Below are 13,778 nucleotides of genomic sequence, written 5' to 3'. Positions count from 1 at the left end.
TAAACAGGTAATTATGAATCTAAAGAACCGCAGAAGCGATAACCTTCACCATGAATAGTGACAATCAAATCATCCGCGTTTATTTCTGATTCAAAATGCTTACGGATACGACGGATCGTCACGTCAACTGTGCGGTCATTAGGGCGTAATTCACGGCCGGTCATTTCCATAATAAGTTGTTCACGTGTCAGAATTTTACCTGGGTTGTTCAAAAACAAATGCAATGCTCGAAATTCACTCCGTGGCAAACGAAACTCTTTGCTACTAGGAGAAATCAAACTACGGCTATCACTGTCTAATATCCAACCGTTAAAGCCTACACGGCTTGGCAGATCATCATCTTCGTTACTATTAGTTGTACGTGTCAATAAGTTACGGGCGCGTATAGTCAGTTCACGAGGGTTAAAAGGTTTAGTAAGATAGTCATCAGCACCAATTTCTAGACCTAAAATTCGGTCTACATCGTTATCTCTACCGGTTAAAAATATCAAACCAATATTTTTACGGCCACGCACTTCCCGCGCCAAAATCAAGCCATTTTTACCGGGTAAATTGATATCCATAATGACCAGGTTGATAGTGTTGTTTGCGAAGATGTCATGCATCTGTTCACCATTTTCGGCTTCAAATACATTATATCCTTCTGCTTCAAACAAGCTTTTAAGGGTGGTACGTGTGACCACTTCATCTTCAACAATTAATACGTTAGGAGTCTGCATGTTTCAAGCCTGGTTAGGAATTTGTGTAAAAGTTTATCAGAAAATATCTAAAATTCAGGGTTTTATCTAACTAAAGTTGCATTTAAAAATAAAATTTATGCTTTTACACAAAAGAACCACTATGTACTTTGTTGATATCCACCATTTTGACAGGGAATAAAATTCTGAACTGAACACCCTGACCTTCTTCACTAACAATAGAAATCGAGCCATTTAGGGCCTGTGTGACTAAGTTATAAACTAAATGCATACCTAGACCACTGCCTCCTTGACCACGTTTAGTGGTGACAAAAGGGTCAAAGATACGCTTTCGTAAATGTTCTGGTATACCTTTGCCGTTGTCTTTAAATTCGATACTGATCTTAGTGTCATCGACAGATTCAATGGTAATATCTATTTGTCCTTGATCCACATCTTCAAAACCATGAATAATAGAATTCATGATTAAGTTGATCATAATTTGATTAATCGGCCCAGCTTTAGATTCAACCACTAAATTATCTGCACAATTCACATTGATCAGATGCTTTACCTTTTTTAACTTAGGCCGCATCGACATTAATATTTCGTCCATCAACTTAGCAAAAGAAAAAACCCGATTATTTTCTGAGGATTGATCCACGGCGACTTGTTTAAAGCTTGAAATCAGCTCAGCCGCCCGATTGAGATTACGATAGATAATATTAAGGTTTTCTTCGCCTTCAGAAATAAACTTCGATAAAGAACTGGCTTTGAGCGTTTTGTCTTCAAAAGCTTTACGCATATCAGACAGTCTATCTAACATCATCGTTGACGCCGTGACACCAAGACCAATAGGAGTATTGACCTCATGAGCCACACCGGCAACCATATCGCCCAAAGATGCCATTTTTTCGTTTTGCACCATTTGCCGTTGAAACTGGTGAAGTTTTTCTAAGGTTTGGATCAATTCGTTATTGGCTTCTTTTAAGGCCATGGTGCGTTGCTGTACTTTACCCTCCAAACTCAAATTTAATTTTGCCTGTTCAGATTCCGCTTTAGTTTGCCGTTCCATATGTTCTTGGGTGCGTTGTAACATGTTGTTAAACGCCTCACCTAAAATATCTAATTCTTTAATACCATGCAGCTCTGTTCGGCTTGAATAATCCCTTTGCCGCGAAATCCGTTGCACTAATTTAACCAAGATATTGATAGGAGCCGTAATCGCATTTTGTAGTTTTAAAGTAAAGAAAAAACATATCAGCAAACAAATCAACAACACACTGACAGTAATCATAATTGACTGGGCGATCAGGTTTTCTAATGTTTCTGATGAAGCGCGCAAATACACGTATCCCAACAGGTCTCCATCATTACGAATAGGCCGTATAATCTCTATCACACCACCCTTCATTTTAGGATTAATCAGCGCTTCTACTTGATCAAACTTGGCTTTAACTGGTGCTATACCTGCTTTGTTATAGCTCGCAAAAAAGTCGGGCGTTTCCTGATCAATAATTTTATAAATATGGACATTTTCAATGATGTTGGATGCAGCCAGATGCTTGAGGTTTTGTTCTTCAACCAAACCTTCATCGTTAATCATGGGTTTTAATGCGCTTTGACCAATCATCTCAGAAAAAATTAACACGTTGTCCTGCAGAGATTGTCGATAGGTACTGATTTGACTATACAAATTAACACCTGAAGACAAAATCAATGACAAAGATGTAATAGCCATAACGACCCATATGATCAGGCTTTTAATAGATAAAAATTTAGTGTCTGAGGCCATATTGCTTGTTACGTATTCCTTAGTCTGACAACTCTTCATTTACGATATTGATACATAAACGTTCAAATTGAAACTAGTTGACTTAATTTACGCATGTTTTCTAATCTAAAAAGTCAGTTCCTGATTAAAGTCATAATATCTTGCTCACTTAACTGGTGTTTTTCTGCCAGCCTCTGAAGGGTAATGTGTTGTGCTATTGATTCAATTTTTTTGGTTGCAGTATTTCTGAATCCTTTAAAATCCCTTAAACAGATGCAGATAATAGCACCTTTATCTACATCCAAAAACGCCACAGGTAATGCAGCCTTTTTATAAATAAGATGCTGACAAGCATTTGCCTTTCCAAAGCCTGCAAACATTTGGATGGTAATGCGTGAGCTGTTGTTGTCAGCCCAACCAACAGTAAACAACAAAAAAGAATAACCCTGCCTTTCATTAACATTATTAGCTCAGATATAGTGCTTGATAGTCTTTAGCAGCGGCTTCCCAAGTAAAACGGCGTTGCATGGCTCGCTGTTGTGTTAACGCAAGTACCTTAGGCGACTCATGATAAAACAGCAAGGCACGCTGTACACATGATAACAATGCGCTGCTATCGGGCTGTTCGAATACAAACCCAGTGGCATTGTCTGGGTCCTCTGCCAAATCGATTACTGTATCCTTAAGCCCGCCAACGGCTCTGACTATAGGCAAGGTGCCGTATGCCAAACTATACATTTGATTCAAGCCACAAGGCTCAAACAAAGAGGGCATAAGAAAAAAGTCACTACCCGCTTCAATCAGGTGTGCTTTACGCTCACTAAAGTCTTCAACAAACGCCATTTTTTTTGGGTATTTGTCGGTCATTTCTCGTAGATACAGGCTAATTTGAGGATCGCCCGTACCAATGATGGCAACTTGCACTTCGTGTTGCATCAATTTATCTAACATAGGCAAAATAAAGCCAAAGCCTTTTTGGTCAGTTAGACGGCACACCATACCAATGATAGGTACGCGCCCTTTTTTTGGTAGCCCTAACTCTTCTTGTAATTCGGCTTTGCAGGCTTTTTTGCCAGACAAGTCAGCATGATGATAGTTTTTTGCAATATATGGGTCATTAATAGGATCCCACTGGCTATAATCACAACCGTTTAAAATACCTGACACGTCATCCCGTCGGTTTTGAAACTCATTAAATAAGTGATGCGAGCCAAGAGGTGTCAGTAGCTCTTGTGCATAGTTAGGGCTGACAGCATTAATTTTATTGGCATAACGGATCCCCATACGTACAAAATTTAAAGCATCCCCGTCCAACTGGCTGTGTAATTTATAATGTGTTTGCAAAAAAGCAATATCGCTAAATTGATGTGTCCCTTGGTAAGCCCCATTGTGAATAGTAAAAATTGTTTTTGCCTGAGCAAAAAAACCAGAGTCGTCAATGCTAACGAAATAGGGTGTAAGTGCAGTATGCCAATCATTACAGTGCACAATATTAGGCTGAAATCCTACTGCTTTTGAAGCTTGTAATGCCGCGCTCGCAAAAAATGCAAAACGTTCAGCATTATCTGGATAAGCATGATAATCGTCAGAATACAGACCTTTACGGTCAAAATACGCTGGGTAGTCAACCGCTAATACTGGCAAGCCCTCTAAGGTTAATCGTTTAACAGCAAACTCATAAGATTGGTGGCCAGCATCTAAAATTTGTTTATCACAACAGTCTGCTGCGTTAAATTTATTTGCTAATTGTTTATAGTAGGGCATGACTATTGTCACTTCGTGACCCAACTCAGCCAATGCCAAAGGCAAAGCTTTACCAACATCAGCTAAACCACCTGTTTTCACCAGATCTTCCACTTCAGACACAACAAACAATATTTTCATTCGAGCTGCTAACCTTTTCTATTTTATGCGAGCGCAATGGTAAAGACTGAATTTAGTGGTTTGGGCAATAAGACCCACCGCACTAAACCGCTGTTCAAGTAATTCAGAATAACGCAAAAATTTATTCGCTACCAATGTCAGTGAACCACCTTTAGCAAGGTATTGTTTTAGCTGGGCAATAAATTCTTCAGTAACAGAGTAGTCAGTCTGAATACCGGTATGAAATGGTGGATTAGTATACACGGCAGAATACTTGCCTTGTACATCCATCATACCGTTTGACGGGATCACATTAATGTTGAGGTGGTTCAGCTTGGCACTTTCTTTTGAGCAGTGCACAGCTAAGGCACTGACATCGCTCATCACCACTTCACTTTCTGGACTTTTCAACCCAAGGTAACAACCAATCACACCTGCACCACAACCAAAGTCTAACAATCGCCCCGTTTTTATTTCAGGTAAGTTATCCAATAACACCCTAGTACCTAGGTCAATTGCGCCATGATTAAACACGCCCGGTAAAGAACATATTTTATAGTCTAAACCAGCAACAGAAATTTCAATTTCACTCTGCCATTTAACTAGTTCAAAGGGTTTTACTGGTTTATCTATTTGTGCACCAAATAATGCACAGTGACGTGCGGAATCGACTTTGTTTACTTGAGAACTAATTGTCTCGAGGATTTTAGCCGCACTTTTCACGCCGCCTTTATTTTCACCCACAAGTAACAAACTGCCATTTTCCTTAAGACAGGCTGCAACATTGGCAATCAACATTTTCGCATGGTCTTTAGACTTAGGCATGTAAATAATCGCACCGTCGAATTTGTCATCCGTAGGGTAAGCAGCAGTGAAACTATGTTGCGTTGAATTTCCGGCAGCACAACTTTGCTGATAAATATCAAAGTATTGGTGAAACACGTCAATGTCAGGATTGTTAAGTTGTTCCGCGATGTGGCTATCGGTTGGGTTAACCAGTAACCACTTGCCTTGTGCGAAGGTTTCTTTATTACGCATCAATAATTGGCTAGGAGCAGACAGCATCAAGATATCCTCTCAAACATTAAGTCCCATACACCGTGGCCTAATCTATGTCCACGCTGTTCAAATTTAGTAAGCGGTCGCTGCTCGGGTCTTGGCACATAATCGTTAGTCGTTGATTGATTATTAAAACCTTCAGCTTCAGACATTACAACCAACATATGTTCAGCGTAGTTTTCCCAATCAGTTGCCATATGAAACACACCGCCAATGGCTAACTTGTTTCTAAGCTTTTGCACAAAATCAGACTGCACAATTCGTCTTTTGTGATGGCGTTTTTTATGCCAAGGATCAGGGAAAAACAACTGCACACGGGCCAAAGAATTATCAGCTATGCAATCAGCAAACACTGCAACCGCATCATGCTCGTATACTCTTAAGTTATGCACATTGTGCTCAGCAGCTTCGCTTAGACAAGTGCCCACTCCTGGACGGTGCACTTCTATCCCAACAAAATCTTTATCTGGCTCATTTAACGCCATCTCAACCAAAGACTTGCCCATACCAAAACCAATTTCTAAAACCACTGGCGCTTTGCGAGCAAAAACCTCTGCAAAATTTTGTAAGCCGTCAGTATGCTTTAAACCCATAATGGGCCAGTTTTGTTCGATTGATTTCGCCTGACCTGTCGTTAAGCGCCCTTCTCGTTTTACAAAACTCTGAATTTTGCGAATATACACCCCTGATTCGGCGGCTTCTTGTTCAGATTTAAACTGACTCATATTTAGATCTCATATCAAAAAAATATTGCTGGTGACAAGTCCATGCTTAATGTTGATGTTGCCAGCGCTTTGTGTGGCGCATTATCCGGCGACACAGACTGATTGCAAGGCAGACGGCATAGTTTATCCAATTTTTAACGCTAAATATTCCGCCAATGCTCTAGATTGTTCAATCGGCAACATATGTCCCGCTTTTTCAATTAAGGTCATATCACTATTTGGCAAAAATTTATGCATGGCAAGCATGGTTGCATCACTCACCAAATTGTCCTGCACGCCACTAACAATGTGAATAGGAAAAGAGCATGTAGATAAACCGGGAAGCAGATTTTTTCTGGGTTGAATCGCTCCCACTTGCGCAGCTAAAACCGCAGCACCTAAGTCTTGTTCCATTTGTTTAAGGATATTTACATATTCGCTATTCTGATGATGGCAGTCATGAAAAAAACTATTCAAACGGGTCTCAGTCATACCGCTATATTGTTTATTTTTGATTAACTTAAGCAATTGTTGACGCTGCTGAATTTCAGCTTTAGGTAATTCGTCACAGGTACTAGCAATAAGCGTTAGAGATGCAATATGACTTTGATTTTCTAAGGCGGTCAACGCTGCGATATACCCCCCCAAAGAATATCCCACCAAATGCACGGGTTGTTCAAAATAGGCGAGACGGTCTGCACTTAACATTTTCATTTGGGCTAAATCTTCTGCCCACTGCAAAGGTACAAAAGCCCGCATAGGAATATCTAGATGTTGCCAGCAAGAGTTGAAGATTCTTTCATCACACAATGTGCCTGGGAAGAAGACAACAGGCTGGTCAATTTGATAAGTGGTATCGTTTGTTTTTGGCAATCTATTCTCAAATGAACTATTTCAAGTTTGTTAGGGTATTATCCGGTAATTACCTCAAGAACAACAGAACCTTACTCAGTGCCACACAACATTAAAGCGACACATACACCTTTTAGCGAAAAAGTCTTAGCTTGGTTTGACCTAAATGGCAGAAAAGATCTGCCTTGGCAGCTAAATAAAACTCCTTACACAGTTTGGGTGTCTGAAATCATGTTGCAACAAACCCAGGTAAAAACAGTTATCCCCTACTACCAAGCTTTTATGCAGCGATTCCCTGATGTATTAAGTTTGGCAAATGCAGCACAAGATGAAGTATTACACCATTGGACCGGTTTAGGCTATTACGCCCGGGCGCGCAATTTACAAAAATCAGCGCAAATCATTCGAGATGAATATCAGGGAAAATTCCCTGAACAGTTAGAACAACTTATCGCCTTACCAGGTATTGGTCGCTCTACTGCTGGTGCTATTTTGTCTTTAGCTTGTGGTCAACATCACAGTATTCTCGATGGCAATGTTAAGCGTGTACTGGCCCGCTATTACGCTATTGAAGGCTGGCCCGGCAATAAAAAGGTTGAGACTGACCTATGGCAATACGCAGACAAATTAACCCCAAAAAACAGAACAGCAGACTATACGCAGGCCATGATGGATATGGGCGCAACACTTTGTACCCGCAGCAAACCACAATGTGAAATTTGCCCCGTGCACAATGACTGCTTAGCCTTTGTGCAAGGACGGCAAACTGAGTTCCCCCACAAAAAGCCGAAAAAGACCATTCCGGTGCGCTCTACCATCATGCTAATCCCCATGTGGCAAAAACAGCTGTTAATATACAAACGTCCACCAGCAGGATTATGGGGTGGCTTATGGGGTTTTCACGAGGTTGAAAATACAGGACAAATTATTGAACGAGCATCAAGCCTAGGGCTTAACGATATCCAGCAACAATCACTCAGCCCTTTTCGCCACACCTTTAGTCATTTTCATTTAGACATACAGCCGGTTGTGCTTCACCTAAAACAACAACCTGTTGCACAAGTTATGGAAGACACACAAATGTGGTACGACTTAACCCAGCCACAAAATGTTGGATTAGCCGCGCCAACCAAGAAACTATTTAGTACAATCAATACATCATTTTAATTATCCAGTTTGATTAGGAGCATTATGAGCAGAACAGTATTTTGTCAACGTCTACAAAAAGAAGCCGATGGTCTAGATTTCCAGCTTTACCCAGGTGAACTAGGTAAGAAAATTTTCGACAATATTTGCAAAGAAGCATGGACTGAATGGCAAAAGAAACAAACCATGTTGATCAACGAAAATAAACTCAACATGATGGAGCCAACCGCAAGGCAATTCTTAGAAGCCCAAATGCAAGGCTATTTATTTGAAGGCAAAGAACCTGATATCCAAGGTTACGTGCCCCCAAAAAGCTAAAATCAACCAACTTAAAAGTGACCATTTAGCTGAACTAAGCTGTTTTAGTAGGGAATTTGCGCAATCTATAAGCAATCTGCAATATTTCCCTAAAAAGGGGTTGACTTAAAAGGCCTAAATCCGTTTAATACGCACCTTCAGCGAATCAGGCAGTCTAAAAAGACACTTGTTAGTTGATGCCCAGATAGCTCAGTCGGTAGAGCAGAGGATTGAAAATCCTCGTGTCCTTGGTTCGATTCCGAGTCTGGGCACCATTATAGTAAACGACAAAGGTCAGCCTCATACGCTGGCCTTTGTTTTATCTAGCATTTGCATTCTGTAACGTTCGTCAATGTTTGCTTCTTTTCAGTTTTTTGGTAACACTCTATGTAACACACAGCGGCTACATAAGGACGTGTTACAATGGCGCGCCAAACTTTACCCATAAATCCGACCCAACTAACCAACATTAAGCCCAAAGAAAAAGAGTTTAATATTGCCGATGGTGGCGGGTTAATGCTCAGAGTAAAGCCTAGTGGTGCAAAATCTTGGTTGTTTAACTACTGCCACCCCATCACCAAAAAACGTAGTAACTTAAAAATTGGCACTTATCCTGTCATGTCTTTGGCTCAAGCTAGAGTAGTTAAGCAAACTTACTTAGCATTGCTTGAACAAAACATTGATCCGAAATTCCATCGAGAAGAAGTCGCACAACAAAAAGAAGAGGCACAAAACAATACCTTTAAATTAGTGGCTGTTAGTTGGATGGATATTAAGCGCACCAAAGTAAAAGTTAATTCAGCGGATAAAATATGGCGTTCACTAGAAAATGACGTATTTCCCCGAATAGGCAAACTCCCTATTGACGAAATAACAGCACCCAAGGCAATTGAGGTGCTTAATGCCATTGTTGGCCGTGATAGCTACGAGATAGCGCGCAAGGTTGCTAGGCGTATGAATAACGTTATGACCTATGCCGTAAATATTGGTTTAGTGCATCACAACCCACTTACAGGCATTAAAGAAACAATACCCGCCCGTAAAGTAGTTAACTATCCAACATTGAAGCCTGATGAATTGCCAGAGCTAATGAGAGCTATTAACTTCGCCAGTATTAAATTTACTACCCGTTGTCTTTTAGAATGGCAATTACACTCTATGGTTAGGCCTAGTGAAGCGTCTCAAGCACTTTGGTCTGATATAGATTACGAACGCAAACTATGGGTAATACCTGCTGAACGCATGAAAATGGGTAAAGAGCATCACATACCACTATCAGATCAAGCGCTAGCCATTTTAGAGCTTATGCAACCATTCAGCGGCCATAGAGCGCATATATTTCCCTCAAACAAACACCCACACCAATCAGCCAATAAAGAAACGGCAAACATGGCGCTCAAACGTATGGGCTTTGCAGGTCGGCTGGTGGCACATGGAATGCGAGCCTTAGCAAGCACCACATTGAACGAACAAGGCTTTGACAGCGATGTGATTGAAGCCGCCCTTGCTCATGGTGATAAAAATCAGATTAGAGCCGCTTACAATCGCGCTACATACCTTGAGAAGCGCAAAGTGATGATGCAATGGTGGTCTGATCATATCGAACAAGCAGCTACAGGCAACATGAGCCTAGCCAATGCCAAGCAATCACTTAGATTAGTTAATCAATAACCAACGGAGATTCAAAGTAATGACAGAGCAGAAAGAAAATATTGTTCAATTGGCTCCATACTTAGAAGCGGACAAAGACAAGGTTATAGAATTATTCCTACTGGCTAATGAAGCATTGACACAAAACAATGTGGAAATGTACATAGCATTCCACTTACAAGCATTAAGTTTGGCGAAGAGTATTAAAAGACGACAATAATAATCCAGTGTTGCATAGTAACGCTTTACCAAGTCTAGGGTAGCTCCCGAACAGCCAGAACCCTACTGGCCTGACTTGGTGATTTATTAGGGAATCGATAAGGGACGATATGGAATTACCTATAAAATGGCACTCAATTCTTTCCGTTTGTAAAAGGTGGAATTGCGATACTTTTGACATAATGCATCTAGCGGAGACTGATCAGCTAAGTTTATTTATCAATTGGCATAAACTCGAAGAAAGATACTTTCCATCTGAATTTTATTTCGTTGAGCGTAAAGACTTTGCAAGAGACGTAGGTGGTAAATCAGATTTCTTAGATGATTTGCATTTTAGCGGAAGTGACGATTTTGATATAGCAAACAGAGACAAGTGCCATCCTTACTCTAAGAGTCCACTGAGATGTCTTGGCTACCTTTCTTCACACGTGGTTAAACTGCTATCTGACAAAGAAGTGGCAGGTTTAGAAGGTTATAAACTATCAGAAATACGTGATGGTAGAAGGTATCAGATTGACGAGTACTCAATTAACACTGGAATTTTCATGGGAGACTATGAATTAATTTGCCGCCTTAGAGATAAAGATTCGATAAGTATAGGGATTAGTGACTTAGTAATTACTGTGGAGGAGTTAACGAGGTTTGAATGCATACAAAAAAATGAATCGAAATTCGAACAACCTTTAAATGAACCAAATTCTTTAATTGAATTGATAAATAAAGATGACACCCCAAATTCGTTATATTTTGCATACACCTTGTTTGAAGAAGCTTGGAAAGATTTACCAGCAAATATGAAAAAGCCCGCCAAGCCGCAATTAAGTGAACATCTAAAAACAAAAGGGATTACTGAAAAAGCTGTTATCGATTCAATTATTAAAGTGTCTACACCAAACAATGTAACTTTAGGCGGTAAACAAAAGCCAGAATTATCAGAATGGAAGCCCAAAAACGAAAGAAATTAAATGTTTGGTTACTATACCTAAATGCCTTGTATTTAAAGGGTTAATGTATTGGTACTAATGCCTTAACTCTGTTTGGGTACGTTGGTAATGCACTCAAAAAGGCCTCAAAACATATTCATACTCCGTTACGAATATTAACAAGTAACCGAGGTGAATATCATGCAATACCAACCACTTAAAGTAATTCGCAAGCCAGAAATCAAAGCACTGACTGGCCTATCAACTACTACGCAATTTGAACAAATCAAATTAGGACTTCTACCCAAATATATTAATTTAGGTGCAAGAAGTGTCGGTTTGTTTGAGCATGAAGTTCAAGCGGTATTGGCTGCAAGGTCAGTAAACAAATCAGATTGTGAAATTCGAGAAATAGTTAAAGCACTAATTAAACAGCGCGAAACCTCCGCTAATGAATTACTCAAACAGCTAGCGGCATAAGGGGGAATGTATGAAAGATGACACTACTCCCAACAATGGATGCAATGCCAATCCAAATAAACAAGATACGAGTGCAGCAACACAACGTAATCAAATTATAGCATTTATTAATAAACATCAATCAGCCAATACACCTGAAATTCGTAGGATTGGAATTATGGCACCCGCGCCTAGAATTTTTGAGCTAAGGCAACAAGGTTACAAAATTGAAAAGGTGCTTGAACGCTATACAGACGAAGAAGGCAAAACTCATAGTGGAGTAGCAAGATATTATTTTGCTAACAATCCACCAGCTAACCTTTTTGATAGCGAGGTAATAGCAGCATGAAAACACAGAAGGTATTTTCCAAGCTTGAACAACATAAACGCCAACTAAATCAGATTAGTAGCTTGTCTGGTTTATTGGCAAAAGCTGGTGGACTATCAACACACTCAGATAATGATTTGAGCGGCTGCATGAGCATCTTAAATGACTTATCTGAAGACCTTAAAGCCAATCATGAAATTATCGCACAAAGCTTTATACAGCTTGGAATAGTGAATGATTGTGTAAACGGTTTAGAGTGATAAATCATGACAAAGAACTTAACTCTTGGTCTTTTGCAAAGAGGCGATAGCATAGCACTTTACCAAGGCCAATTAATTATCACGCCCAAAAGTGGTGAGCCTGTCCCTAGGGATTGGCTCGCCAACAATCAAACCAAAATCATTTCAGAAATAGCACTGCAATCAAACCAATCAATATTTTGTTATGTCTATTACCAAACCGGTATTTACTACAATGGAGTAGCACCTGGCATCAAGGTTCACTTTGTTGATTTACTAACAGATGAATATACTTATGCAGCATTCAATGCCGATTTAAACCGAAAAAGAACAACTGGTAATAAAAAAGCAGGAGAGCCATTACCAGAGGGGAAATTTCATATTGGCACTCGTTCATCCTTTTACATGTTCTGGATAAAAACATCGTTAGATATACCGCGACGTAAATCTGAATGGCACAAATCTATGAGTAAACTAAAGGATGTTTATTTTGTTGCTGAAAGAGTAAAAAAAGGCAAGTTAGCAAACAAAACGATTGCACCACTATCACTATCTGAAAAAAGTATTAACCAGCTATTTGGCGATAAAGCGGCGATAAGCGAGCGACAAGCCAGCGATAAAACGGCGATAAGGTTTGGTGACAAGGAGCAGCAACAAGAGTTGGTGACAAACATTGGCGATAAGGATATCCGCGAAGGCCTTACCAGTATTGCCCTATCCGCTGATTCAAAGTGCGGGGTAAAACAAGTGCGGGAGTTTGAAAGTAAGGGGGATTTAAGTACGGGGGCTGCAAACCACGTTCTAAGTAATCAAGTAATGACGTATAACGTAATCCCTTTAACACCTAATAGTAAGGTACCAGAGGAACAATCAATAGATGAGTGGATGGATGATTATGATTCAGCAAGTTAACAAATATTGAATAATTAAAATCGACTATGAATGATTTTAAAAAATGGCCTAAACATAAATTAAGGCAAACACCATGATTACAGACCCAATATTAAGAGCTAAACAGGTAAAAGCACTAAAGGCTTATTACAAAGATTCTACTGAACGTTTTCAGGAATGGGTGGCCGGCGGATATAGAGGCCAACCAAGAGAGTGTTTACCCTACCCTGAGTTTTGTCGTGACATGAAATGCGAAGCTAAAACGCGCTCAGGCCATCCCTGCAAGAATGACGGCACAAGTTGGGCAAATGGTCGCTGTAAGTATCACGGTGGCGCTAGCACTGGGCCTGTTACTCCTGAGGGTAAAAAGCGAGTATCGATGAACTCAAGACGACAAACCCCATGTGAACCTCACAAAACCTGACATTGAATTAGCAAATAATATTGAAGCCTTTCTTAAGATTGGAGCAAGAACCATGCTTGGTAAGCGATAGTAAGTTCTTGTTAAATAGAATTAGTAATTTGCATCAAACTCCATGTGAACCTGTTAAAACCTGTAGTTGAAAGACTAATTGTAGTACCACCCTCAAGGATAAGATTAGGATAAGGAGTCAGGTAAAGGCATCATCTAAAAATCAAACCCCATGTGAACACTAACATTACACTAACCATACAAACCTCATGCAAGGGGTGAGAT

Annotated in this window: 17 protein-coding genes and 1 tRNA gene; 11 read left to right on the top strand and 7 right to left on the bottom strand. The window is 40.0% G+C overall.

The genetic code is table 11. The annotated features are described in order from the left end of the window. Positions 1-11: 11 nt before the first annotated feature. The 7 genes from arcA to CXF95_RS15615 all read right to left on the bottom strand — a co-directional run bounded on the left by arcA (position 12) and on the right by CXF95_RS15615 (position 6,950). Positions 12-719: a two-component system response regulator ArcA gene (arcA, locus tag CXF95_RS15645; RefSeq protein WP_101199567.1), complete on the bottom strand. Its 708-nt coding sequence runs from the start codon at positions 717-719 to the stop codon at positions 12-14. Between the two features lie 103 nt (positions 720-822). Further along, positions 823-2,472 carry a sensor histidine kinase gene (locus CXF95_RS15640; RefSeq protein ID WP_198556606.1) on the bottom strand — a complete coding sequence of 550 codons (1,650 nt, stop codon included), beginning with the start codon at positions 2,470-2,472 and terminating at the stop codon, positions 823-825. A 113-nt stretch (positions 2,473-2,585) separates the two neighbouring features. Next, complete coding sequence (locus tag CXF95_RS15635) at positions 2,586-2,885, bottom strand: hypothetical protein (protein WP_232787875.1); 300 nt, start codon at positions 2,883-2,885, stop codon at positions 2,586-2,588. A 31-nt stretch (positions 2,886-2,916) separates the two neighbouring features. Next, entirely contained in the window at positions 2,917-4,335 is a 1,419-nt protein-coding gene (gene glgA / locus CXF95_RS15630) for a glycogen synthase GlgA (RefSeq protein WP_101199566.1), read from the bottom strand. An 18-nt stretch (positions 4,336-4,353) separates the two neighbouring features. After that, complete coding sequence (locus CXF95_RS15625) at positions 4,354-5,379, bottom strand: class I SAM-dependent methyltransferase (RefSeq protein WP_101199565.1); 1,026 nt, start codon at positions 5,377-5,379, stop codon at positions 4,354-4,356. Beyond that, a complete protein-coding gene (trmB, locus tag CXF95_RS15620) occupies positions 5,379-6,098 on the bottom strand; it encodes a tRNA (guanosine(46)-N7)-methyltransferase TrmB (RefSeq protein WP_101199564.1) in 720 nt (239 codons plus the stop codon). Before trmB ends, CXF95_RS15625 begins: the two co-directional genes overlap by 1 nt. 123 nt (positions 6,099-6,221) lie before the next feature. After that, a complete protein-coding gene (locus CXF95_RS15615; RefSeq protein WP_101199563.1) occupies positions 6,222-6,950 on the bottom strand; it encodes an alpha/beta fold hydrolase in 729 nt (242 codons plus the stop codon). A gap of 78 nt (positions 6,951-7,028) precedes the next feature. On the opposite strand from CXF95_RS15615, the gene mutY reads away from it, so the two are divergent. The 11 genes from mutY to CXF95_RS30020 all read left to right on the top strand — a co-directional run bounded on the left by mutY (position 7,029) and on the right by CXF95_RS30020 (position 13,505). Next, a complete protein-coding gene (mutY, locus tag CXF95_RS15610) occupies positions 7,029-8,096 on the top strand; it encodes an A/G-specific adenine glycosylase (protein WP_101200078.1) in 1,068 nt (355 codons plus the stop codon). Between the two features lie 24 nt (positions 8,097-8,120). Continuing rightward, positions 8,121-8,393, top strand: a complete 273-nt coding sequence (locus CXF95_RS15605; protein WP_101199562.1) for an oxidative damage protection protein — start codon at positions 8,121-8,123, stop codon at positions 8,391-8,393. Positions 8,394-8,571: 178 nt separating this feature from the next. Then, positions 8,572-8,647 (top strand) — tRNA-Phe (locus CXF95_RS15600). Positions 8,648-8,795: 148 nt separating this feature from the next. Then, positions 8,796-10,043, top strand: coding sequence for an integrase domain-containing protein (locus tag CXF95_RS15595; RefSeq protein WP_101199561.1), 1,248 nt, complete (start codon positions 8,796-8,798; stop codon positions 10,041-10,043). A 19-nt stretch (positions 10,044-10,062) separates the two neighbouring features. Beyond that, a complete protein-coding gene (locus CXF95_RS15590; RefSeq protein WP_101199560.1) occupies positions 10,063-10,242 on the top strand; it encodes a hypothetical protein in 180 nt (59 codons plus the stop codon). Between the two features lie 109 nt (positions 10,243-10,351). After that, a complete protein-coding gene (locus CXF95_RS15585) occupies positions 10,352-11,206 on the top strand; it encodes a hypothetical protein (protein ID WP_157828159.1) in 855 nt (284 codons plus the stop codon). Between the two features lie 159 nt (positions 11,207-11,365). Then, complete coding sequence (locus tag CXF95_RS15580) at positions 11,366-11,644, top strand: AlpA family transcriptional regulator (protein ID WP_101199558.1); 279 nt, start codon at positions 11,366-11,368, stop codon at positions 11,642-11,644. 10 nt (positions 11,645-11,654) lie between these two features. Continuing rightward, positions 11,655-11,972 (top strand): helix-turn-helix domain-containing protein, encoded by a 318-nt coding sequence (locus tag CXF95_RS15575; protein ID WP_101199557.1) that lies wholly within the window; start codon positions 11,655-11,657, stop codon positions 11,970-11,972. Further along, complete coding sequence (locus tag CXF95_RS15570) at positions 11,969-12,211, top strand: hypothetical protein (RefSeq protein WP_101199556.1); 243 nt, start codon at positions 11,969-11,971, stop codon at positions 12,209-12,211. Before CXF95_RS15575 ends, CXF95_RS15570 begins: the two co-directional genes overlap by 4 nt. 6 nt (positions 12,212-12,217) lie before the next feature. Further along, the gene (locus CXF95_RS15565; protein ID WP_101199555.1) at positions 12,218-13,102 is read left to right on the top strand and encodes a hypothetical protein; all 885 of its coding nucleotides are present in this window, start codon (positions 12,218-12,220) and stop codon (positions 13,100-13,102) included. A 73-nt stretch (positions 13,103-13,175) separates the two neighbouring features. Next, positions 13,176-13,505, top strand: coding sequence for an HGGxSTG domain-containing protein (locus CXF95_RS30020; RefSeq protein ID WP_198556605.1), 330 nt, complete (start codon positions 13,176-13,178; stop codon positions 13,503-13,505). The last annotated feature ends 273 nt before the right edge of the window (positions 13,506-13,778 follow it).

This window comes from Paraglaciecola sp. MB-3u-78 (assembly GCF_002835935.1).
Lineage (GTDB): Bacteria > Pseudomonadota > Gammaproteobacteria > Enterobacterales > Alteromonadaceae > Paraglaciecola.
The sequence above is the reverse complement of the archived record's forward strand: the minus strand, read 5'-3'. Positions and strand labels throughout refer to the sequence as shown.

What these genes read in the sequence shown, in the direction of transcription:
- arcA (WP_101199567.1), bottom strand. Translation starts at nt 719, where the DNA reads ATGCAGACTCCTAACGTATTAATTGTTGAAGATGAAGTGGTCACACGT.
- CXF95_RS15640 (WP_198556606.1), bottom strand. Translation starts at nt 2,472, where the DNA reads ATGGCCTCAGACACTAAATTTTTATCTATTAAAAGCCTGATCATATGG.
- glgA (WP_101199566.1), bottom strand. Translation starts at nt 4,335, where the DNA reads ATGAAAATATTGTTTGTTGTGTCTGAAGTGGAAGATCTGGTGAAAACA.
- CXF95_RS15625 (WP_101199565.1), bottom strand. Translation starts at nt 5,379, where the DNA reads ATGCTGTCTGCTCCTAGCCAATTATTGATGCGTAATAAAGAAACCTTC.
- trmB (WP_101199564.1), bottom strand. Translation starts at nt 6,098, where the DNA reads ATGAGTCAGTTTAAATCTGAACAAGAAGCCGCCGAATCAGGGGTGTAT.
- CXF95_RS15605 (WP_101199562.1), top strand. Translation starts at nt 8,121, where the DNA reads ATGAGCAGAACAGTATTTTGTCAACGTCTACAAAAAGAAGCCGATGGT.
- CXF95_RS15595 (WP_101199561.1), top strand. Translation starts at nt 8,796, where the DNA reads ATGGCGCGCCAAACTTTACCCATAAATCCGACCCAACTAACCAACATT.
- CXF95_RS15590 (WP_101199560.1), top strand. Translation starts at nt 10,063, where the DNA reads ATGACAGAGCAGAAAGAAAATATTGTTCAATTGGCTCCATACTTAGAA.
- CXF95_RS15585 (WP_157828159.1), top strand. Translation starts at nt 10,352, where the DNA reads ATGGAATTACCTATAAAATGGCACTCAATTCTTTCCGTTTGTAAAAGG.
- CXF95_RS15580 (WP_101199558.1), top strand. Translation starts at nt 11,366, where the DNA reads ATGCAATACCAACCACTTAAAGTAATTCGCAAGCCAGAAATCAAAGCA.
- CXF95_RS15575 (WP_101199557.1), top strand. Translation starts at nt 11,655, where the DNA reads ATGAAAGATGACACTACTCCCAACAATGGATGCAATGCCAATCCAAAT.
- CXF95_RS15570 (WP_101199556.1), top strand. Translation starts at nt 11,969, where the DNA reads ATGAAAACACAGAAGGTATTTTCCAAGCTTGAACAACATAAACGCCAA.
- CXF95_RS15565 (WP_101199555.1), top strand. Translation starts at nt 12,218, where the DNA reads ATGACAAAGAACTTAACTCTTGGTCTTTTGCAAAGAGGCGATAGCATA.
- CXF95_RS30020 (WP_198556605.1), top strand. Translation starts at nt 13,176, where the DNA reads ATGATTACAGACCCAATATTAAGAGCTAAACAGGTAAAAGCACTAAAG.